Source organism: Pseudomonas batumici (assembly GCF_036585405.1).
Classification (GTDB): Bacteria; Pseudomonadota; Gammaproteobacteria; order Pseudomonadales; family Pseudomonadaceae; genus Aquipseudomonas; species Aquipseudomonas batumici.
This window is the reverse complement of record NZ_CP144470.1, coordinates 653,051-673,328: the sequence shown is the minus strand read 5'-3', so window position 1 is coordinate 673,328 and position 20,278 is coordinate 653,051. Positions and strand designations below refer to the sequence as shown.

The following is a 20,278-nucleotide window of genomic DNA, read 5'->3' as shown; positions in this document are numbered from 1 at the left end:
CGCACATCCGCCGCGTCCACGCTCAGGGACCGGCGGCTTATCCATGGGCTAGGGCACGCTGGTGTTCGACTGATTGCGCATGTTCTCGGCGATGCGCCGAGTGGTGTCGACGACCATTTCGATCACTGTTTCCTGGCGCAGCAGCTTGAAGCTCTGCGTGCTGCCGACGGCGGACAGGCTGCCGACCACTTCATCGATGTCCGCTTGGATGATGGGCGCGGCGATGCCGGTCAGGCCCAGGTTGAGTTCATCATGGGTGAGGCAGTAACCGTCCTTACGGATCTTTTTCGTGGCCTTGGAGAACGCTGACCAGTCATAGGGGCAGTCCGGGTCGTTGGCCATATGTTCGTCGAACAAGCGCTGCAAACGGCGGCCTTTCTGAAAGGCGATCAATACCTTGGATTGCGCGCCGCGAAAAAACGGCAGCGGCTGCCCGCGTCCGAACGCAAATTGGTAGGTGTCGGTGGGTTCGGCGATGTAGGTGTTGATGATGCGACCGTCATAAAAAACGCTGGCAAATACGGCCAGACCCGTTTGCGCGGACAGCTCGTGCATCAACTCGCGCCCGGCAAGGAGAATAGGGTCGTACTGACGCATCATCCAGTCCAGTTCGATGACACGCGGCCCCAGGCCGTAACTGCCGGCGTCCACACGGGTCAGCAGGCCGGCGTCACACAGATCCTTGACGTAACGGTACACGGTTGCACGTGACAGGCCCATGCGCTCGGCAATGGTGTCGGGGTCGATCTTCAACGTCTGTGGACCGAACAGGTCCAGGACACTCAGTAATTTGCTCAGACTGCTCATTTCGTTCCTAAAGAAGGGGGCGGCACTTGTTTCGTTTCGGCGTTGACCAGGCAGCCTGCAGGAGCGCCAAACGCTGCCGCAACACTACCTCAGTGAAAGAAAAACGCAATCTGGACTGCATTTTCCAACAAGATAAAATCGTTAAAATCTCAATATACGAGATATTTGTAGATAAAAGCCTTGTTTGATGCGTATCAGTGTGCGATAAATCTCATCACTGGAGTGCTCAAGCAAGAGGGCTGAAAATGAATGGTGCGCAACTGATAGTGAAGGCGGCAGCGGCAAGCGGTATCGAATACTGCTTCGCCAACCCCGGAACCACCGAAATTCCATTGGTGGCGGCCATGGCCAGCGCACCTGCACTCAAGCCGGTGTTGTCGTTGTTCGAAGGGGTGTGCACGGGGGCGGCGGATGGGTATGGCCGGATTGCCGGCAAGCCGGCGATGACCCTGACGCATCTGGGGCCGGGGTTTGCCAATGGCATCGCCAACCTGCACAACGCGCGTCGTGCCAATACCCCCATCGTCAATGTGATCGGCGACCACGCGTCATGGCATGTCAATTACGATCCGCCGCTGGCCAGTGACATCCAGGCCTTGGCCGGGGCTGTTTCCGGTTGGGTGCGCACCTCACGCACGGCGTCGGGTATCGGCGAGGATCTGCAGGAAGCGGTGCGGGCGGCCTGGCAGGCCAAAGGGCAGATCGCCAGCCTGATTCTACCCATGGACCTGCAAGCCAACGCGGTGACGCACAACGGTGTGTTCGCCCCGATGCGGGCGCCGGTTCGCCGGTTTGCCGGCGACCGGGTCGAGACGGTGGCGCAGGCACTGCGTGACGGGCAACGCCTGGTGTTTATCGTCGGGGACGAGGGGCTGTCGGTCGCCGGTCTGGAAGCAGCGGGGCGCCTGGCGCAACTGCCTGGGGTGCGCTTGTTTGCCGAGACCTTTCCACGGCTCAGCTACCGTGGCGGTGGTTTACCGGACCTGGATCGCCTGCCGTATTTCCCGGAAGTGGCCATTGAAATCCTCGAGCAGTACGACCAGGTCGTGTGTGCCGGGGTGCCGGAGCCCATCAGTTATTTCGGCTACGAAGGCATACCGTCGCGCCTCGCGGAGCGCGAGCGTCTGCTGGCGTTGGCCGATGTCGGTGATGACGTAGCCGGTGCGCTGACGGCGCTGGCCGATGCCCTCGATGCGCCGGCCTATGTGCCGACGCCGTTGGGCATCGAACTGCCGCCCGGCCATGCCGAGCTCACCCCTCAGTCCATCGGCCAGGTGTTGGCCGCATCGCTGCCGGACGACAGCATTGTCTCCGTGGAAGGCGGCACCTGCGGCTATACGTTTTTTACCGCCTCCGCCCGCGCCGCGCGGCATCGGGTGTTGACCAATACCGGTGGCGCGATTGGCCAGGGTATTCCGGTGGGGTTCGGCGCGGCCTTGGCGGAGCGGGGCAATCGCGTGTTCTGCCTGCAATCCGACGGCAGTGCCCAGTACACCATTCAAACCCTGTGGAGCATCGCTCGCGAGCAGTTACCGGTGGTGATCCTGATTGCCGCCAACCATCGCTACGCCATTTTGCAGAACGAACTGCGCCGCTTCGGCATGACCGAAATGGGGCCGCAAGCCCTGCGCCTGACGGTGCTCGATAGTCCGCGGATTGACTGGAAAGCCCTGGCCAAGGGCTACGGCGTGCCGGCCTGCACGGTGCTGACCAATGCCGAACTGCAACGGGCGCTGGCCAATGCCAAAGCCGATGGTGGTCCTTGCCTGATCGAAATGGCGTTGTGAAGGAGTCGATGATGAAACCGTTCGAAGTGCTACCCGCAGTGCAACACTTTCTGTCTCAGCCCGGACGCCTGTTTATCAGTGGCAGTTGGCAGGAAGCCGCCGCTGGCCGGCGGTTTGCCGTGGAGAACCCGGCGACTGAAGAAACCCTGGCGGAAGTGGCCCAGGGGGACGCCCGCGATGTGGATGCGGCCGTTGCGGCAGCCCGCGCGGCGTTCAACGGCGCCTGGGCACTGCAGTCTCCCGCCCAGCGCGGTCTGCTGCTGTTTCGGCTGGCGGACCTGCTGGATCAGCACCGCGAGGAGCTGGCGCAGCTGATCACGCTGGAGAATGGCAAGCCCATCTCAGCCGCTCGGGGTGAAGCGGCCAGCGCGGCGACCATCATCCGTTACTTCGCCGGCTGGCCGACCAAGATCGAAGGCAGCACGCTGCCCGTATCGCCGGCCAGCGGCGCCCCCATGCTCAACTACACCTTGCGTGAGGCGGTGGGCGTGTGCGCGCTGATCGTTCCGTGGAACTTTCCATTGAACATGTGCGTGTGGAAGCTTGGCCCAGCGCTGGCGACAGGTTGTGTCGCGGTGCTCAAGCCCGCCGAGCAAACGCCGCTGGTCGCGATTCGACTGGTGCAGTTGATCGAGGCCGCCGGGTTTCCACCGGGGGTGGTCAACCTGATCACCGGCCTTGGCGCTGAAACGGGCGCGCCGCTGGCGCAGCATCCCGACGTGGACAAGATCGCCTTTACCGGCTCGACCCAGGTCGGCCGGCTGATCGCCCAGGCGGCCACCAGCAACATGAAAAAGGTCTCGCTGGAACTGGGGGGCAAGTCGCCGAACATCATCTTGCCGGACGCCGACATCGTGCGCGCCGCCAAAGGCGCGGCCGATGGCATCTTCTACAACCAGGGCCAGGTGTGCACGGCTGCCTCGAGGCTATACGTGCACGCTAGTGTGCTTGATCAGGTACTGGAAGAACTTGAGCGTCATGCCGCCGCCCACGTGCTCGGTAACGGCCTGGACCCGGCCAGCAGCATGGGGCCGCTGGTGTCCGGCCGCCAATTGAACACGGTCAAGGGTTACCTGCAACGGGGTCAGGAGGAGGGGGCCGAACTGATCTGCGGTGGCGACCGTCCCGCCCACCTGGAGCGCGGCCACTTCATTGCGCCCAGCGTGTTCCTTGATCGCGCCGAGCGTGCCTGTGTCGCCCGCGAAGAGATCTTCGGTCCGGTGCTGACCGTCATGAGCTGGACAGAAATCGATGACCTGGTGCTGCGCGCCAACGATTCGCCCTATGGCCTCGCGGCCGGCCTGTGGACCCGCGACCTGCGCTCGGCGCACCGCGTGGCGGCGCAGCTCAAGGCGGGTTCGGTCTGGATCAACTGCTGGAACGTGGTCGATGCGGCTTCGCCGTTCGGCGGCTACAAGCAGTCCGGCTGGGGCCGGGAAATGGGTAAAAACGTGATCGATGCCTACACCGAGACCAAGAGCGTCTTCGTCGATCTGGCCTGAACCGAACAATCACAAGAGGAAGTGCTATGGATCTGGAATTGAAAGGCCGCGTGGCCATCGTCACCGGCGGCGGTATGGGTATCGGCAAGGAAGTCGCACGTTTTCTCTCCGAGGAGGGCTGCAAGGTGGTGATCTGCGCCCGCCGCATGGAGTTTCTCCAGCAGGCTGCCGAAGAGATCAGCGCACAGACCGGCAACGAAGTACTGCCGCTGTACTGTGATACCAATCAGATGTCGGCGGTGTCTGACATGGTTGAAGCGGCGCACAAACACTTCGGCCGCATCGACATCCTGGTCAACGGTGCCGCAGCGCCGTCCGGAGTGGTGCGCAATGACATCGAACAGGCCGGCGACGACGAACTGCTGTCGGATCTCAACACCAAGGTGATCGGCTACTTCCGTTGCGCCAAGGCCGTTACCCCGCACATGAAGGCCCTCGGCTTCGGTCGCATCATCAACATCGGCGGCCTCACCGGGCGCAGCAGCAAAGTCCTCTCGGGGATGCGCAACCTGGCGATCGCCCACATGACCAAAACCCTCTCCGACCAGTTGGGCCCTTCGGGCATCACGGTCAATCTGATTCACCCCGGCGTGGTGGACACCCCGCACATCCAGGAGCTGTACGAGCGCGAAGGGGTCAAGCAAGGCAAGACCGCGGAACAGGTCGAGCAGGGCTACATCGACGCGACGCCGATTCGCCGCACCCTGGCACCGATTGAAATGGGCTGGCTGATTGGTTTCCTGGCATCGCCCAAGGCCGGTGCAGTGACCGGCGAATCCATCGGCATCGACGGCGGTTTGACCCGTGGCATCTTCATCTGAGGAGCAACAGCGATGAGTAGCGGAACCCTTTTGGTTGCCACCGTAGGGCAGGCGGTGATCCGCAGTGCCGACGCTGGCCGTACCTGGCATCGCCTGGGCCTGGGGCAGGATCTCGAGTTCGACGCGATCACACGATCCTTGAGTGTGCACCCTGGCGAGCCTGAGGTGATCTACGCCGGCACGGATGTGGGTTTGTGTGTCAGCCGCGACACCGGTGGCCATTGGCAACGGGTCGATTCGCCGTTCAACGGGCAGACGGTCTGGAAAGTCGCCGTCGATCCCCAGGACGCACAACGGATTTTCGTCGGCACCGGTGCACCTTCGCGCGCCGTACTGTGGCGGACCCTGGATGGTGGTATCAGTTGGGATCGTGCGCCGGTGGAGATCCCGGAGTTCTGCGAGGGGGTCAGCCGCCCACGGCTGCTGGCTTTCGCCTATGACCCGACCGACCGCAACCAGCTATGGTTCGGCCTTGAAGAGGGTGGGTTATTCCATTCCCGTGACGGCGGCGACAGTTGGACGCGCGTCGATGACCGGCTGCTGTGGGACTACAACTCGGACGTCCACAACATTCTGGTACTGCCCAATCATGGCCGCAAAGTCATCGTGGTGGTCTGCGTCAACGCCGTCTACCGCAGCCTGGATGAAGGGCTGACCTGGACCGGCATTATCGGTCGAGAAGCGTTCGGCCTGTACTACATGCGCGCCATGAACGCGCCGTTGGGCACGCAAAGCGACCTGTACCTGAGTATTTCCGATGGCACGCCCGGCACCACCAGCAAGATCCTGGTTTCCCGTGATGCCGCGCTCAGCTGGGAAGTGCTGCCCCTGCCGCAACAACCCAATTCGTGCGTCTGGGCCATTGCCTTCAACCCGGCAAACCCGCGGCAGGTGGTTGCGGGAACCAAGTATGGGCACTTGTTCACTTCCGAGAATGGCGGTGAAGGCTGGCAGAAACAGTGGCGGGAACTCAGTGAGATCGCTGATGTGCTCTGGACCCCCGCAGTGGCGCAGATCAAGGCAGGGCATCAATCCGTCGTCAAACAGAGCTGAGGTATCACGCGATGAAAATCGAGATCCTGCGTACTCACTTGTCGCTCTGGGTCAGTGATCCCGATGTGTCGGCACGCTGGTACGCCGACATCCTGGGCATGCATGAAAGTGCCCGGGGCGAACGCTGGGTCATGATGGCGTTTGGCAGCAAACATCACGACATCGCCTTGATTCGTGCAGAGCCTGGCGCCCATCAGGGTGGGCTGGGGTTGCAACACTATGGATTGGAAATCGCCGGGGACATGACCACCTTGCGCCAGCTCTACGGCATGTTGCTGGGCAAGGGCGTCGAGGTGGTGAAGATCACCGATCACGAAATCGGCCATGGTGTGTATTTCAACGACCCAGACGGTAATCGCATGGAATTTTTCCTTGAGACCGAACACGACGATGCGCGCGGTAAGTCCCGGTTCAAGGCCGCTGGCGCGCCAAGCCGACATTTCAATCTGGACCCACTAGACCCGCTTTGAGGCAACCCTTATGAAAACCGCGAATTTTGCCACGTATCACATCCGCAAGTGGTACAGCTTTGTCGAAGAAACCCTGGCCAACGAAACTGGCCAGTTGGCCGATGGCGAGCCGCTGTTCAAATATGCCGTCGCCGCCGTGATCGCCAACCCCTATGCCGGTCGCTACAGCGAGTCGCTGACAGAACTGGTGGAACCGTCGCCGCAGTTGGGCGAGGAGTTCGGTCGGCGTATCCAGGCGCTGGCCGGCTCGCGGAATATTGTCAGCTATGGCAAAGCTTGCCTGGTGGGCAGCCAGGGTGAGTACGAACACGGCAATGCGTTCCTGACCAACCCGGCTGCCGATCCGGTGCGCCTGGCGCTGGGCGGCGGCAAGTCCTGGGTGCCGTCCACCGGCAAACGGGGCGGCCCGGGTTCAACCATTGATGTGCCGTTGGCCCACAAGGATGCACTTTATGTGCGCTCTCATTACGACAGCATGTCCCTGATGTTTGGCGACAGCCCCGCGCCGGATGAGGTGATCGTGATCTGGGCCTTCGCCACGCGCGGGCGCTTGCATGCACGGCTGGGTGGTCTGCAGGCGGCGGACGTCAAAGGTATGGATGGGCTGCACTGATTTCAGGCGTATGGCTTTGGCGGCGTCGGATTAAAACCACAACAAGAAAGCGGTGAATGGCGATGAAGCAGGAGAAGACCCCGGTTGTCATTGTTGGTGGCGGCCCTAACGGGATCACGGCTGCGCACTATTTGGGGATGTACGGTATCGACTGCGTCGTCCTCGAGCTTGCCGACGGCGTACTGCCTTACCCGCGCGCGGTGGGCATGGATGATGAAGCACTGCGCGTGCTGCAGGGGATCGGCATCGCCGAACTCGCCGTGCGCGACATGATCTGCGATGTACCGCTGCGGTATTACAACGCTCGCGGTGTCTGTTTCGCCGAGGTCAAGCCGAGCACCGCCCATTACGGCTGGCCAATGCGCAATATTTTCATGCAGCAGTTGCTGGAAGGCACGTTGCGCGAAACCCTGGGGCAGCGTGCCGGCGTGGTGTTGCGTCAAGGCCATGAGATGCTCGAACTCGAGCAGGACGGGCAGGGCGTGACATTGCAGGTGCGCGATGCCCAGGGCGAGACTTATCAACTGCGGGCTGACTATGTGATCGGCGCCGATGGCGGACGCTCCACGGTGCGTAAAAAGCTCGGTATCGAGCTGTCGGGGCTGACACATCCGCGCAAATGGGTGGTGGTCGATACGGCCAATGACACCCTCGATGCACCCTACACCGCACTGCATGCCGACCCGCAACGGCCCTTCGTGTGCATCTATCTGCCGTACCAGCAACGGCGCTGGGAATTCATGCTCCTGGAGGGCGAAGATGAGTCGAGGATGTGCGACGAGGGCACCATTCGCGACTTGATCCGTGGACATATCGGCAGCGCGGTTGATCAGTTGAACATCATCCGCATCCGTGCCTATACCCATCACTCCCGGGTCGCGGTGCGGTTCGTCGAAGGGCGTGTGGCGCTGGTGGGCGATGCCGCGCATATTTCTCCACCCTGGGCCGGGCAGGGCCTCAATTCCGGACTGAGGGACGTGGCCAACGTGGCCTGGAAGCTGGCGGCAATCATCCAGGGCCGCGCCTCGCCCTCGATCCTCGCCAGCTACGATCAGGAGCGCCGTGGGCATGCCACCGAACTGGTGGCCCTGGCCGACAACATGGGCGCGGTGCTGGGGTTGACCAACCCGCTGATGGCCGGCGTGCGCGACTGGTTGTTCCAGGCGGTGAACAGTGTCGACGACCTGCGCTCGCACCTGCTGGAGTTCAAATTCAAACCCAAGGCCACCATCACCAAGGGGTTGGTCCATCACGAGCGTGCCGAGTTGCGCGAGGACGATCTGGTCGGCCAGCTGTTTGTACAGCCGTATGTCGAAGACGCCCGGGGGCAGCGTCGTCGCCTGGATGATGTGCTTGGCAGTTCCTATGCGGTGCTGGGGTATCGGGTGAACCCGCGCGAGCCACTCAGCGATGAAATGGCCACTTATTGGGCGCGCTGGGACACGCGTTTTATTCAGGTCAATCGTTCGCGCAGTGGCCTCGGCCGTCACCAGCCGTTGACGGCCGTGGACGCCATCAGTGTGGAGGACGTGGATAATCGCCTGGGGGAATGGTTCTCCAGGGTGCGTGACTGCATCGTAGTGGTGCGTCCGGACCGGTTTGTCGCCGCCGTTACCACACCAGAGAGGCTTGATGGTGTGCTGTGCAAGCTGGCGGAGCAACTGTCATGAACAGCGGCAACGCGGTACTGAGCCGGCTGCATCAGGCGACGCACGCGGCGCAAGCCATTGCGCCACTGGCCCCCGAGGCGATAGATCGGCTTGCGGGGTATGCGCTGCAGCGCCAGGCGCTGGAGCGGCGCCTGGCCGCAGGCGAGCAACTGAGCGGGTGGAAGGTCGCCTTCGCCGGCAGCGCCGCACAAAAACGCTTTGGCCTTGACGAACCGGTGTATGGCGGCCTGACGGATACCATGATCGTCGAGCCGGATACTGCGGTGGCGTTCTCGCGCTTGATCCAGCCCAAGCTGGAGATCGAATTGGCCTTTGTGCTGGGGCGTGCCCTGGGGCCGGGGGACTACCGTGACGAGGATATTCTGGCAGCCATCGGTGAGGTCGCACCGGCGTTCGAAATCGCCGACTGCCGTTGGCAGGGTTGGGATTTCGGAGTGGGGGCCTTTCTTGCCGATAACGCGGCGGCGGGGCTTTATTGCCTCGGAGCGCGCATCCCTTTCGATCCTGTACAGCACGTCAGCGTAGCGTATCGCCTGGAGTGCGAGGGCGCGCTCTGCTGTAGCGGTGATACGCGCGATCGGGAGGACAGCCCGCTGGCCAATCTTTGCTGGCTGATTCGGCGCCTGCTGGCCGACGGTCAACGGGTGGAGGCGGGGCAGGTCGTGCTGTCCGGGGCGCTGTTGCCGCCGATGAACATCCAGCCCACCACGTACCGCCTGCATATGTTTGGCACGCAACTGGCGCTGGTTTTCACGGCGGGCGCCGCCCCTGTGTGAATGTTGGGTCACCGAGGAACGACAACCATGCTCGCTGAAGCTCGAACCTTCCATGACCCGCAACAACACGCCGGCGCCATCCAGGGCTGGCGGCAAGTGTATGACCAACTCGGCCGTGGCTGCCTGACCAGTGAGCTGCGGCAGTTGTCCGCCGAGCGCTTTCAGATTTTCCAGGAAGTCCTGGACAAACGTGTGGTGCAGCGCGGCTATGCGCCGAAAGGCCGGCTGTGCGCGGCCATGTCTTTAGGCAGCGCGCCGGTGGTGCAGGGGCAGCAGGTGGGCACTCACAGCGTGGTGCTGTTGCGCGACGGCGAGGAGTTTGTGTTGCACGCACCTGAAGGCATGCACTTCTTCGCGTTCAACGTCGACACTGTACGCTTTGCCAAACTGGCGGCCTTCGAGTTGTCCAGCGATCAGCTCAAGCGCCTGAAGAGCACATCCCAACTCAGCGTAGATGACGCGTTGCTGTTGCGAATACGTCAGCGTATTCAGCCCCTGTTTAGCCATTTTCTGAAACAGACGGACGCTATCAACTCAACCGCTGAGAAAATGCTGGAGGAAGAGCTGCTCGGCGCGTTCCTCGATTTGTTCAGCCACGCCACCGATGAGGCCCGTTGTCGTCGCGGTAATTTCGCCGTGAGTGCTTACCTGGTCAAGCGCTGTCAGGAGTTGATCGATGCCAGTGGTGATACACCCCTGAGCATTCTCGACCTGTGCGAACAGCTGCGGGTGAGTCGCCGGACCCTGCAAAACAGTTTTCAGGCGGTGACCGGAATGCGTCCGGTCGAATACCTGCGCAATCTGCGCCTCAACGCAGTGCGACGGCGCTTGATCACAACCTCTGCCTGCACCCACAACATCGGTGAAATCGCGGTGGCGATGGGCTTTTTTCATCTGAGCCACTTTGCCGCGCATTATCGGCAATTGTTTGGCGAGTCACCGTCCGAAACGCCCAGGGCGATGGCGATCGTTTCACGGTCCGATAGCCGAGCGACCTGGCCGGTCTTTGAGCAGGCGCGGATCGCCCAGGCCTGGGCAGGCACTATTAACGTCACTCTGGATTCGAATCATCGCTTCGATCGTTTCTAGATCGATTGGCGCCATACGCTAAGGAAAAACTATGCCTTCTGACAGCTGTTTCTTCACCAACCGATCAGGCTTGCGCCTGCACTTTCTGCGCTGGGGCGAATCGACCGGCGTTCCCCTGGTGCTGTTGCATGGCTTGCGGGCCTATGCACAAACCTGGGAGTCGCTGGTGCAATCTCTGGGTACGGACTATTGCGTCTATGCCCTGGACCAGCGCGGTCGAGGACTGAGTGACTGGGCCTCGCCCGGCAGTTACCACACGCAGTCGTATGTCGAGGACCTCGAGGACTTCATCGCCCATGTGGGCTTGTCTCGTTTTGTATTGCTGGGACACTCATTAGGAGGCGCCAACGCCCTTGAATATGCGCGGCAAAACCCGGGACGGCTGATTGGCTTGATGATCGAGGACATCGGTCCCGGCTCGTCAAGCCAAGGCGATGGCGCTGCGCGCATTCGCCGCGAGATGAGCCAGACGCCCTTGCAGTTCGAAAGCTGGGAAGCGGCCCGAGCATTCTGGCGGGCTTCGCGTCCGGGGTTGTCGGAGCAGGGCCTGGCGTCAAGGCTCGCTCATTCAATGAAGGAGGGCGAGGGCGTGATCACCTGGCGCCATGATCAGCAAGGGATTGCCCAAGCGCGGCTGAGTATCGAGCCGACAGATCTGTGGCCGGCAGTGCGCGCGTTGGATTGTCCGACCCTGTTCATTCGCGGCGGGCGCTCGGACTTCCTTCCGCCAGCGATGCTGCAGGCCATGAGCGCCAGCAATCCGCACGTTCGGACGGCGGAGGTCGCAGATGCCAGTCACTATGTACATGATGATCAAGGTGAGGTGTTCAACCGGCTGGTCGCAGGCTTTCTCATGACGCTTGCGATTCCCGCCTAGTGAAGCCCAAATCCTTCGCCGAAATCTTGCGTATTAGCCCGAAACGCAACGTGGAAAATCCCTTGGGGCATAACGATGCTCCTTCGTTAGTTAACGTGATGGATTTCACATAATAGGATCCGACGCTTCGAAGCGAAGCCCACCTTTGTAACAAGGTGTGGCATCGCGGCTAAACCGCCCGAGTAGGATTTCTCCTACCAAAGTCCACTTTAATTCTGATACAAATGATGCCTAACTGACACTACGGCCGTGTGTCGGAGGGTTGCACCTGGTTTCGGGTCAGCATTGATTGTCTATCAAGATTAGGGAAGAGCATGCCGCAGGTAGTGGTTCCTAGAGATTTTCGGAAAATGCTCAAGGCTCTGGCTAGAGCAAATCGAGTCAGCAAGGTCGCAGCTCAACGTGCTGAGGCTGCGTGCACCCAGGCCAGTATGGACGGAGAGATCCGGCTGGAGCGTACCCATCACGGTGAGTCCCGGATGGATTGTGACAAGTACGATTTGGGTGATGGGCACCGCCTTGTAGTACAGAAGTATCAGAGTGGAACAGACGATTTTCTGATCATGCTATTCGCAGGCACCCATGACGACTGCGATAGCTGGTTGAAGAAGCACAAGCGCTATAAGTGGGTTCGGAAAGACTCTGACGGCAAAGTCGATTTTATCCAGGTATCCAGTCTGGACGAGCCTAGACCTTCTGCCGTAATTGAGCTCTCATTCGATACTCCGGAGCACGTTCTGGAAGAGCCACTTCTCATGGGGTTCAATAGCGAGGACTTCAGTGGCTGCAAGCTGAGTGCTCCGATCATTGCTATGTTGCTCAAGGTCAATAAAGGCGATTGGGGTGAGTCTGCTGATGCGATCCTGACTGAAGTTGAGCGGCAGGCTGGGTTTGAAGCTGCGTTGCTGGCTGTCGATATTTTGACCATGGCTGATCGTGGCGAGATGGACGGCGTTTCGCAACGAATCAAAGTGGCAGCGAATGCAGCTCATGAGACTTCGGCGGACGAACTGTTGACGGCCATCAATGCGCCGATTAACTCTGAGACCTTTTACACTTGGAAGGAGGAGCCAGGAATGCCTGATCCTTCTAACCGTGAGGAGTGGATGCTTTATCTGCATCCTGAGCAGACCAAGATCGCTTCCGCGGATCTGTCAGGCCCCTCTCGGCTCCGAGGTGTCTCCGGTAGCGGTAAGACTTGCGTTCTGGTTCATCGTGCACGATATCTCGCCAGGAAGTACAACGAGCCGATCTTGGTGGTAACGCTCACAGAGAGTATGAGGAAGCTACTCGACTCTCTGGTAGCCACACTCTGCGGGCCCGAGCGTGCACAAATCCATGTGGCAACGATCCAGGGTGTTGCACGCGAGATCACGCAGGACTTGCGCGGAGAACTAATGCGACGGCCTTCGGATTCTTACACAGACGTGCAGATGCATGAGGTTATCCAAGCTGTCCATGGGTACAGTGACGGAGCCCAAGGGTTAGCGCGGCTGCCCGGCCCGGAACTGAAGAATTTTCTTAGGGATGAATTGAGCTATATCCGCACTCGGATGCTTCCCAGCGAGTATGACAGCTATGCAACCTCTGCATTCAGGCGAACTGGGCGGGGCAAGGCATTGGGTGAGGTTGCACGGAAGCATGTGTTGCATGGCCTGCGAGCCTATGAGGCCTCACTGCTTGAAGTTGGATCTCCGGATCATGAAGGTGTTGTGCAACAAGCAGCCACTCTTTTGAAAGATCGAGGGGAGGGGGTGAGCAAGTCTCGTTGGAGGGCTGTACTGGCAGACGAGGTTCAAGACCTCAGTCAGAACGAAATTCGGATGCTTTCGCTAATTCGAACCCCACAAGGGGAGCTCCTGAAAACTGCTGCAGATGGCCTGTTCTTGGTTGGTGATGGTGCTCAAACTATCTACAAACGCGGCTTTTCGCTAAAAACGCTGGGGATCAGCCTTGCACGTGCAAGCGTGTTCAAGAAGAACTATCGAAACACCTCCGAGATCCTCAAGGCTGCGTATGCGCTGATCAGTAATCATGAGTTTTCTGACATTGATGAGGATAACCAAGAGAAGCCTTTGCGGCCAGATTTTGCGATTCGGCGGGGAGAGCGGCCAGCTTTAGTAAGGTGCCGTTCCAAGGAGGCTGAGCTTGAGCACGTGCTGGCGGAAGTCACCAATTTTAGAGAGTTTCATGGAGATTCGGCGCTCTCAGATATTTGCATAATTTCACGTAGCCGCATTTTCCGGAATGAAATTATGACGGCAATGAGGGCTGCTAATATTCCGTGTATTGACATCAAGGGGAACTTCTCCATCGACTCCGAGGGAGTTCGGGTGTCGACTGTCGAAAGTGCTAAAGGTTTCGAGTTCGGAACCGTTTTTCTGGCATCCACGGTGTCCGAGACACACGCTACCCCCGAGTAGATGAGGATAGTAAAGCAGGCGATGTCGCCAAGCTCTACGTGGCTATGACGCGTGCTAGAGATAAGTTGCATATAAGCTATGTTTCGAACGGTGAGATGCGCCCTGTGGAGGCCCTCGGGGCGATCAGCAGTTGGTGTGATGAGCTCAAATACCAGGATGGGGAGGTCTCAGCACTGCTCAATTAGTTCCCTAATCGCACCTAGGCGGCTTACCGCTTAGGTGCATTTCGAACACCAGCCTACAGATTTTTCGCCATGGCCGCCGAGCAAGTGCCTAGGCCAGAGCGACCAAGGCTGAAAGTAGTTTTCCGCCTCATGACGCTTGCGATTCCCGCCCAATGAAGCCCACGATACGTCTGATTGCGCTGCTGGCATCCTGGTGCCGGGCCAGCGGAGGTTACGATGTAGCGCGTTCAAGACGGCAACGCAGCGTGGAATCTGAGGAGATTGACCTTGCTGAAGGTTCCAGATTTTAAGCAGGAGCGGTAAATGATTCAGTGTTTCAGATCATGGTCAGGAATCAGGTCACTGTGCAGTGTCGCTCGACGCTGTGGGGAGCCTGGCGCCTGTGAGGGTGGCAAGCGGCTCGGTTCAGAGCGCGCCACCCGCACAGGCAGCCGTCTTGGCGTAGTGGTTTAGGTGCCGTAACGTTGCGTGGATTTATGTGAGCTGTCGCGCACAAGCCTGCATGAGAGGCTTCGCATAATGGTCCGGCTTATGTTGAGCGGGCTGTGGAAGATGCCTGTGGCTCCACGGGTCGCGTAACATAGGCCGCATTATGCGTAAGCCACTTCTGATCCCCGAAAACCTGATCCGTGATGCTCAGTTGTACGCCCCCTCACGCGATCCCCTCGATGCCGTCTGTTACTGCTTGGCCGACTATCCCCGTGTCGTTGCCGAAGCTCGTCAGATGCGTTCCAGGCTGTCCCAGCTCGATACTGAGGCGTCTGCGCTTGATCAACGTCTGGAAGCGCTCCAAGTCGCCTGTAGGGCTATCCTCGATCTTTGAGCGATTCGCGATCCCTCGGCTGACACTCGTCACTGATTACTGAGCTTTTTCGCAACGGACCCATTCCTTCCAGCGCTGCTGGTTGTCGGGTCCCGGAGGCAATTTCCTTGCAGCAATGGGGGGTAGGCCTCTGGCCGCAGGGGCGAGCCCCTGTTCGGAGCGAAGGCGGAGACTTCTTCAGTCGTGTGGAGTACCTGGTCGTTTCCCCGTCCCGGGTAGACCTCTGGTCGGAGGGGCAGGGCCCCTCTTCGGAGCGAAGGCGGAGATGCTTTTTAGTTTCCTGCAGCGCCGACTTTTGAGCGTTCTTCACTGGCCTTTACGTAGCAGGCGCCTTTGATTTTTTTTCCGCGTTCTTGGCTGGCAGCTACGATCTTTATCCCTACGAGTTCACATTGCGCCTCTGAAGCCGCGGGGACCGCAACCTCTTGCTGGCCGTCCAGCATGAATACGAAAAACCATTTTGCGAGCATCACGCCTCCTGCGATTTTGGTGTGAAGCGGGGTGCGGGTTTTGATCTGGCCGGCGAAGCCGGGTCCACTATCTCTAATGGTGGACTCTTGTCTCATGGTGATACTGATTTTTTCTCGATTTCGCGCTGAAAGCTGCGGAATAGAGCGTTACAAGCCGGTTTCTTGTCTTTTTTGCTATGTCACCCATTGTGTACGTACATTTATCACTGTATGTTCTCCCTAAGATTTACTGTTTTGGAGCCTTGAATGGCCGGTGATGATAATTCCAAAGGCGCCCATGGCGATGCCGTTTTACGGGATATTCGCAGAATGCTCGGCAGGGATGCTGAAAGCGACGAAGATCCTGTACGGCGACAATTAATTGATAATCAGGAACGTATCACCAAAGTTCTTGCAAACTTGGCGGACAGTAATGATGGCCGCATTAATTTTCGAATTAATTCCATCATCAAAGAAGAGTTTGAGCGTCTTTGTAATGTTCGACAATCTACTTTGAGTCGTGAACTTAAGCGCTTCATGATTGAAGCTATTAGGCGTCAGAAGCTTTATTGATTTGAATCGCTGTTATTGAGTGGGTAGGGCGACAGCGTGTAATGAATCCAGTCCACGAAGGGCTAGATGCTGCCCTGGGGAGCGCCAACTCCCCAAGGTAGCTACCAATCACGATCTAAATAGGAGATCGATAATGGATGCTTTGAATTCTACGCAAACTGCTGTCAACGCTGTGGCCATTGGCTTTGGTGGTTTGGCGTCGCTATCGTTCCAACTTGAAAAAATATCATGTTGGAACGGCTCGTTTTTGCAGGTTGATCCTCTGGTTTTGCTTGGCAAACGTATTCGAGTCGGTGAGCACCTTCAAGCTTGCTATGACGATGGACGTGATTTGGTTAATGAGTCCTTTGTTTATGGAGCTAAAGTCGTTGCTGTGCACGTAGGTTCAGTTGCTGATGGTATCGAAAGCTGTTTGCTTTTGAGGCCGGACGGTTATGAGCATGAAGAGTATGTCGATATATCGAGGCTTACGGTTCTCGGCGTGCTGGAATGATTGCCTTAATGCTCCGAACCTTGTCCGTCCTTTTTATCTCCTGTGAGTCCCGTTGGTGACCAAGCGGCTCGGTTCAGAGCGCGGGAACCAGCGGGACTGCACAGTTCCCAATTTCTGATAATGGGAATTATCGGAAGCGAGGTTTGGACGAGAATGTGTACCCGTTTGGCTTAATGCTCGGTTCCTTGTCACTGGCAACTTTGAGTTGTTTTGTGAGAAGGCCGTCCGAGACACGCTTTGTCGCTTGCGACAATCGTGTTCGGATGGTCGATCATTTTTCTATCCTTGGGCGCTGTGAATTGGGACAGAGCTGAAAGCCTAAGGGTTCGCATAATGTATATTATGTTAAATAAAGCGCCAATTGAGCGATGATATCAAAAAGCCATTTGACTGCCCTGCATGCTCGAATATGCTGCGCTAGCGGCCTTCACCTACAGCCTGTCTAATCAGCTCCCCTCAAAACCTCTGGCGGATCCCCATCCCACAAAGGCAACTGCATCTTGTCTATGAGTTCATCCTCAACCACAAACGCCAAGCTATAGCGCGCTCGGGTGATCGCCACGTACAGCTTGTTCCTTGACTCTTCTGTTTTGTCCTTGTCGAACACCTTGTCGTCACCACCTAGATACTTGAGATGCTTCTCCGGTGAGACAATCAAAACACGATCGAAACCAAGACCTTTGCTTGACCCGAAGGTATGGCAGGACAGGCTCGGCGGGAGGTAGCCTTTGCCCATCGACGATGACCATCGCAAGACCTGAGGCTTGAACATGGCGAGATAATCGCTCACCTGTGACGGCTTGATGACGAAGGCGCCATAGTGATGAGCCACCTCATCAGGAACGTTCTCAACCTCTGACAGCGTCTTCTGATAGAGGCCAGGGTGAATCGTATCGGACAGATCACAGATTTCCTGGATGCACCGCCGATTCTTCGGCAGCGAGCGCTGCTCAAACTTCAAGCCCTGAAAGCATTCTATCTTCTGCACCGGCGTTTCTGGCGCCTTGTGGCCGAACGTAGTCGTGTAAATGGTTTGACGGAAATCGCCGACACAGCAAATCGAATCAGGCATCACCTTACTGAGCGCTTTGATGACGTCGTAATCCCAACCCACCAAGTCCTGAACCTCATCGAAAAAGACCCGCTGATAGATGTCTTTCAGCCGCTTGGCAGGGGCATTCTTTGACTTTGTCGCGATCCTCGTCGCCAGTTTCGCTAGCAGGCCGGTATAGGCTTTTGTCTTACAGGAGGTCAGAAAATGCAGCGGATTCAGGGCGTCTCCAATCTTCTCTCCCCTGTTGGGAAACCAATTCTTCGTACCAGGTCTCAGGTGAGGGTTATGCTCCGTGAACGCTGTGGTAGCGATGCGCTCAGGGAACACAACGTTTTGGTAGGGCCTCACCAGGTCTTCCAAGTAAAAGGAGAACAGGCCTTTGACGACAAAATCATCACTGCTTTTGCCATACACCTCTACGAAACGTGAGCGCAGCTCGGCCTGATTGCTCGTCGTGTAAGTGACTACCAAGACGCGTCCGCCCGCCTCGATCACCTCGATGGCGTCCTGGATGATTTTGTGAGTTTTGCCCGACCCCGCACCGGCGATCCAGAATTCATTAGCCAAAGTCGAACACCTCATCGAGGAATGCCGGGTACTTGAATTCCAGGTTCCCATCGAACAGCCTGATAGCTGAATCGACCTTACGCGCCCCCTTGCCATTGCCCTTGACGCTTCGGAACCACTCGATCAGAAATTCGCGTCGTTTGTCTAAGCCGGCAACCTCCGTGTAGAGGTTGTGCGTCTGCTTGGATAAGACCTCTTTAGCAAAGGCGTTCAGCGTTTTCAGGTCGCTCGCATTGGCATAAATCATGGCGGGCTCAAGCGAAAACTCCTCATCTTTGTCCGAGGAGATCAGCTTGATATTGGGATAGGTCACGTAGGCTTCACGGGCCTTCACAACGTTGTCCTGGTAGGCACCATCGTTATCCCTGAGGACGTTGATCTGAGTACCAATCTCCATGCCAACAGCGATGAAGGTATCGAACCCGACCCCGCGCACCACAATGATGTCGATGCCATCCTGTTCCGGCAGGCGATCGTGCTTGCGGTAGTAAATTTTCTTGAGCACCAGCTCGTCAGAAGGCCCTTCGACCAAGATCACCTTAGGTGACAACGCCACGCGTAACGAGTCATAGCCCGGCAACCGCTTGAGGGTTTTGACGACATCGGGATCCAGTTTGTGAAGACGCTGGTAGCCCGACTGCACGAGGCAGATTTTATCGATGCTCAGCTTGTTGAGAACGTACGAGCTGTGGGTAGTGAGGAACAGCTGCTTGGAGCCGCGCTGCTTCTCGATATAGTGCACCAATTTGTTTAGGTTGGTGTGCGAGAGGTGGTTTTCAGGCTCCTCCATCATCACCAGGTCGATATCCTTCGACTTGTTCTGAATAGCGAGCTTGATCTGCACATTGCTCTGCTCACCCTTCCCGATGAACTGGAATGGCACGTCATCCACTTCAAGCTGCAACCCGGTCTGAATAGACCCGGCTGGCAAGGTGCTCGCTGCAATGGACAGCTTCTTATCAGTGATAAGGTGATCCGCATCCAGGCCAGCGTTGACCGCTTTGACCTCGCCCGAATCGTTGAACACCTGCTGATTTTCGCGGTAGTTGAGCGTCAGCTTGACAAGCTCTTCCTTGTCCAGTGCGGTGTTCAGGATGGTCGAAATGTACTGGTTCTTACCCAAGGTGGGGTGGATACGGGTCGGGTCGATGTACAACGCCCTGAATTTCTTGGCCACCGTTTTGATGGGGTTCCACCCGAAATCCAGCCACTCCAGCTTGTAGAACTCGATCGGGATGCTCGTGATGCTTGGATTCGTCTTCAGGTACTCGGTATAGACATCTTCAAGCGCAGCATCAAAGCACGCTTGCACGGTGACGCCCTGAGCATCAACCTTTGAAAAGTTGTTCGCACCTCGATAGTCAGGCACACCGTCGATGAATGCTTCGATAACCAGACTAGGCAGGTGCTTGGCAGATTTGTCGGATGCCAAAAACTGCTGGACGGCATCCTTGTTGAAAATGTCTGGCGTGAATTCGGTGTTGAAGGGGCGGCCACGATAGCTGTAATTAAGAACTATTTCCAATGCCTCCAGAATCGTACTTTTGCCAGCGTTGTTATCGCCTACGAAGATATTGACGTCATCATTGAATTCAAGGTGATCATTTTTGAACTTCTTGAAATTGGTCAGCTTAATCGATTTAACGCGCACTCTAATTCCCTCTAGAAAACGTCAAATAATGGCCCATAGCCGCTTTCGCAGAAACATTACCGCGCCGCTCTGACACTGTCTATCTGCTGACCAAGACGCTCCTTCCCCCTCCCCCCCCGACCATGCCAGGTACCTCAGCAGCGTTCACACAAGCCGGGTGGAACGCGCCCAGAGCGGTGTGATCGTTGAAAAGCTGAACTTCCATCGCCCGGGAGCTGGGTGTCCACCCGCTCACGGTGCTGGCCCTTGCCTACGGGCAGAGGAGTCCGTGGTGCCTACGGATCTGCTTGAGCGCATATCCATCGAAGTGACGCCACTGGGGGCTCATTTGCTGCGCTTCAGGTCGACCAATCGGATCGTCTTCATGGTCGGGTAGCCGCTGCTCGGCGGCGACGTGATGATGTGCAACGCCTGAAGGCTAAAGGACTGACCATGGCGGAGGCCGCCGAGGAACTCGGGATCACACGCCAGACTGTTTGGCACCACTGGTGAGCTGTGCTGTGCCTGCGTCATATGAGACAAGACGCGAGCGGAAAGCCCACTGACAGAACAGCTTGTGACGAGAGATGTATCCCACCGGCACAAGCCGTATCAG

17 protein-coding genes and 1 pseudogene are annotated in these 20,278 nt (G+C 58.0%); 14 read left to right on the top strand and 4 right to left on the bottom strand.

The window, feature by feature from the left end; translation table 11 throughout:
- Positions 1–48: 48 nt before the first annotated feature.
- A complete protein-coding gene (locus NUH87_RS02700; RefSeq protein ID WP_338524601.1) occupies positions 49–807 on the bottom strand; it encodes an IclR family transcriptional regulator in 759 nt (252 codons plus the stop codon).
- A 245-nt stretch (positions 808–1,052) separates the two neighbouring features.
- On the opposite strand from NUH87_RS02700, the gene NUH87_RS02695 reads away from it, so the two are divergent.
- From NUH87_RS02695 to NUH87_RS02645, 11 genes and pseudogenes are all read left to right on the top strand, one after another.
- On the top strand, positions 1,053–2,594 hold the full coding sequence (locus tag NUH87_RS02695) for an acetolactate synthase large subunit (protein WP_338524600.1): 1,542 nt from the start codon (positions 1,053–1,055) through the stop codon (positions 2,592–2,594).
- Between the two features lie 11 nt (positions 2,595–2,605).
- Positions 2,606–4,096, top strand: coding sequence for an aldehyde dehydrogenase family protein (locus NUH87_RS02690; RefSeq protein WP_338524599.1), 1,491 nt, complete (start codon positions 2,606–2,608; stop codon positions 4,094–4,096).
- 26 nt (positions 4,097–4,122) lie between these two features.
- Entirely contained in the window at positions 4,123–4,917 is a 795-nt protein-coding gene (locus NUH87_RS02685; protein WP_338524598.1) for an SDR family NAD(P)-dependent oxidoreductase, read from the top strand.
- Between the two features lie 12 nt (positions 4,918–4,929).
- Positions 4,930–5,970, top strand: coding sequence for a WD40/YVTN/BNR-like repeat-containing protein (locus NUH87_RS02680; RefSeq protein WP_338524597.1), 1,041 nt, complete (start codon positions 4,930–4,932; stop codon positions 5,968–5,970).
- An 11-nt stretch (positions 5,971–5,981) separates the two neighbouring features.
- Positions 5,982–6,440 carry a VOC family protein gene (locus NUH87_RS02675; RefSeq protein WP_338524596.1) on the top strand — a complete coding sequence of 153 codons (459 nt, stop codon included), beginning with the start codon at positions 5,982–5,984 and terminating at the stop codon, positions 6,438–6,440.
- 10 nt (positions 6,441–6,450) lie between these two features.
- Positions 6,451–7,053 (top strand): amino acid synthesis family protein, encoded by a 603-nt coding sequence (locus NUH87_RS02670; RefSeq protein ID WP_338524595.1) that lies wholly within the window; start codon positions 6,451–6,453, stop codon positions 7,051–7,053.
- Between the two features lie 62 nt (positions 7,054–7,115).
- On the top strand, positions 7,116–8,723 hold the full coding sequence (locus NUH87_RS02665; protein WP_338527060.1) for a bifunctional 3-(3-hydroxy-phenyl)propionate/3-hydroxycinnamic acid hydroxylase: 1,608 nt from the start codon (positions 7,116–7,118) through the stop codon (positions 8,721–8,723).
- Positions 8,720–9,499 carry a 2-keto-4-pentenoate hydratase gene (locus tag NUH87_RS02660; RefSeq protein ID WP_338524594.1) on the top strand — a complete coding sequence of 260 codons (780 nt, stop codon included), beginning with the start codon at positions 8,720–8,722 and terminating at the stop codon, positions 9,497–9,499. The genes NUH87_RS02665 and NUH87_RS02660 overlap by 4 nt, the downstream gene beginning before the upstream one ends.
- 27 nt (positions 9,500–9,526) lie before the next feature.
- Positions 9,527–10,462: pseudogene (locus NUH87_RS02655) on the top strand (helix-turn-helix domain-containing protein); the annotation flags it as partial.
- A gap of 157 nt (positions 10,463–10,619) precedes the next feature.
- Positions 10,620–11,465 (top strand): alpha/beta hydrolase, encoded by an 846-nt coding sequence (locus tag NUH87_RS02650; RefSeq protein WP_338524593.1) that lies wholly within the window; start codon positions 10,620–10,622, stop codon positions 11,463–11,465.
- Between the two features lie 314 nt (positions 11,466–11,779).
- Positions 11,780–13,888, top strand: a complete 2,109-nt coding sequence (locus NUH87_RS02645; RefSeq protein ID WP_338524592.1) for a UvrD-helicase domain-containing protein — start codon at positions 11,780–11,782, stop codon at positions 13,886–13,888.
- 1,280 nt (positions 13,889–15,168) lie between these two features.
- Here NUH87_RS02645 and NUH87_RS02640 read toward each other — a convergent pair.
- On the bottom strand, positions 15,169–15,366 hold the full coding sequence (locus tag NUH87_RS02640) for a hypothetical protein (protein WP_338524591.1): 198 nt from the start codon (positions 15,364–15,366) through the stop codon (positions 15,169–15,171).
- A 246-nt stretch (positions 15,367–15,612) separates the two neighbouring features.
- Here NUH87_RS02640 and NUH87_RS02635 point away from each other — a divergent pair, with 246 nt between their 5' ends.
- A complete protein-coding gene (locus NUH87_RS02635) occupies positions 15,613–15,918 on the top strand; it encodes a hypothetical protein (protein WP_338524590.1) in 306 nt (101 codons plus the stop codon).
- A 133-nt stretch (positions 15,919–16,051) separates the two neighbouring features.
- The gene (locus NUH87_RS02630; RefSeq protein ID WP_338524589.1) at positions 16,052–16,411 is read left to right on the top strand and encodes a hypothetical protein; all 360 of its coding nucleotides are present in this window, start codon (positions 16,052–16,054) and stop codon (positions 16,409–16,411) included.
- 442 nt (positions 16,412–16,853) lie between these two features.
- Here NUH87_RS02630 and NUH87_RS02625 read toward each other — a convergent pair whose 3' ends face one another.
- Positions 16,854–18,032: a UvrD-helicase domain-containing protein gene (locus tag NUH87_RS02625; protein WP_040067943.1), complete on the bottom strand. Its 1,179-nt coding sequence runs from the start codon at positions 18,030–18,032 to the stop codon at positions 16,854–16,856.
- Entirely contained in the window at positions 18,025–19,683 is a 1,659-nt protein-coding gene (locus NUH87_RS02620) for an ATP-dependent nuclease (protein ID WP_040067945.1), read from the bottom strand. Before NUH87_RS02620 ends, NUH87_RS02625 begins: the two co-directional genes overlap by 8 nt.
- Positions 19,684–20,085: 402 nt before the next feature.
- On the opposite strand from NUH87_RS02620, the gene NUH87_RS31180 reads away from it, so the two are divergent.
- On the top strand, positions 20,086–20,175 hold the full coding sequence (locus tag NUH87_RS31180) for a helix-turn-helix domain-containing protein (protein ID WP_422393898.1): 90 nt from the start codon (positions 20,086–20,088) through the stop codon (positions 20,173–20,175).
- Positions 20,176–20,278 lie beyond the last annotated feature (103 nt).

Coding starts and splice junctions, on each gene's coding strand:
- NUH87_RS02695 (WP_338524600.1), top strand. CDS start 1,053: ATGAATGGTGCGCAACTGATAGTGAAGGCGGCAGCGGCAAGCGGTATC.
- NUH87_RS02630 (WP_338524589.1), top strand. CDS start 16,052: ATGGATGCTTTGAATTCTACGCAAACTGCTGTCAACGCTGTGGCCATT.
- NUH87_RS02645 (WP_338524592.1), top strand. CDS start 11,780: ATGCCGCAGGTAGTGGTTCCTAGAGATTTTCGGAAAATGCTCAAGGCT.
- NUH87_RS02675 (WP_338524596.1), top strand. CDS start 5,982: ATGAAAATCGAGATCCTGCGTACTCACTTGTCGCTCTGGGTCAGTGAT.
- NUH87_RS02680 (WP_338524597.1), top strand. CDS start 4,930: ATGAGTAGCGGAACCCTTTTGGTTGCCACCGTAGGGCAGGCGGTGATC.
- NUH87_RS02700 (WP_338524601.1), bottom strand. CDS start 807: ATGAGCAGTCTGAGCAAATTACTGAGTGTCCTGGACCTGTTCGGTCCA.
- NUH87_RS02685 (WP_338524598.1), top strand. CDS start 4,123: ATGGATCTGGAATTGAAAGGCCGCGTGGCCATCGTCACCGGCGGCGGT.
- NUH87_RS02665 (WP_338527060.1), top strand. CDS start 7,116: ATGAAGCAGGAGAAGACCCCGGTTGTCATTGTTGGTGGCGGCCCTAAC.
- NUH87_RS02670 (WP_338524595.1), top strand. CDS start 6,451: ATGAAAACCGCGAATTTTGCCACGTATCACATCCGCAAGTGGTACAGC.
- NUH87_RS02640 (WP_338524591.1), bottom strand. CDS start 15,366: ATGCTCGCAAAATGGTTTTTCGTATTCATGCTGGACGGCCAGCAAGAG.
- NUH87_RS02660 (WP_338524594.1), top strand. CDS start 8,720: ATGAACAGCGGCAACGCGGTACTGAGCCGGCTGCATCAGGCGACGCAC.
- NUH87_RS02690 (WP_338524599.1), top strand. CDS start 2,606: ATGAAACCGTTCGAAGTGCTACCCGCAGTGCAACACTTTCTGTCTCAG.
- NUH87_RS02635 (WP_338524590.1), top strand. CDS start 15,613: ATGGCCGGTGATGATAATTCCAAAGGCGCCCATGGCGATGCCGTTTTA.
- NUH87_RS02650 (WP_338524593.1), top strand. CDS start 10,620: ATGCCTTCTGACAGCTGTTTCTTCACCAACCGATCAGGCTTGCGCCTG.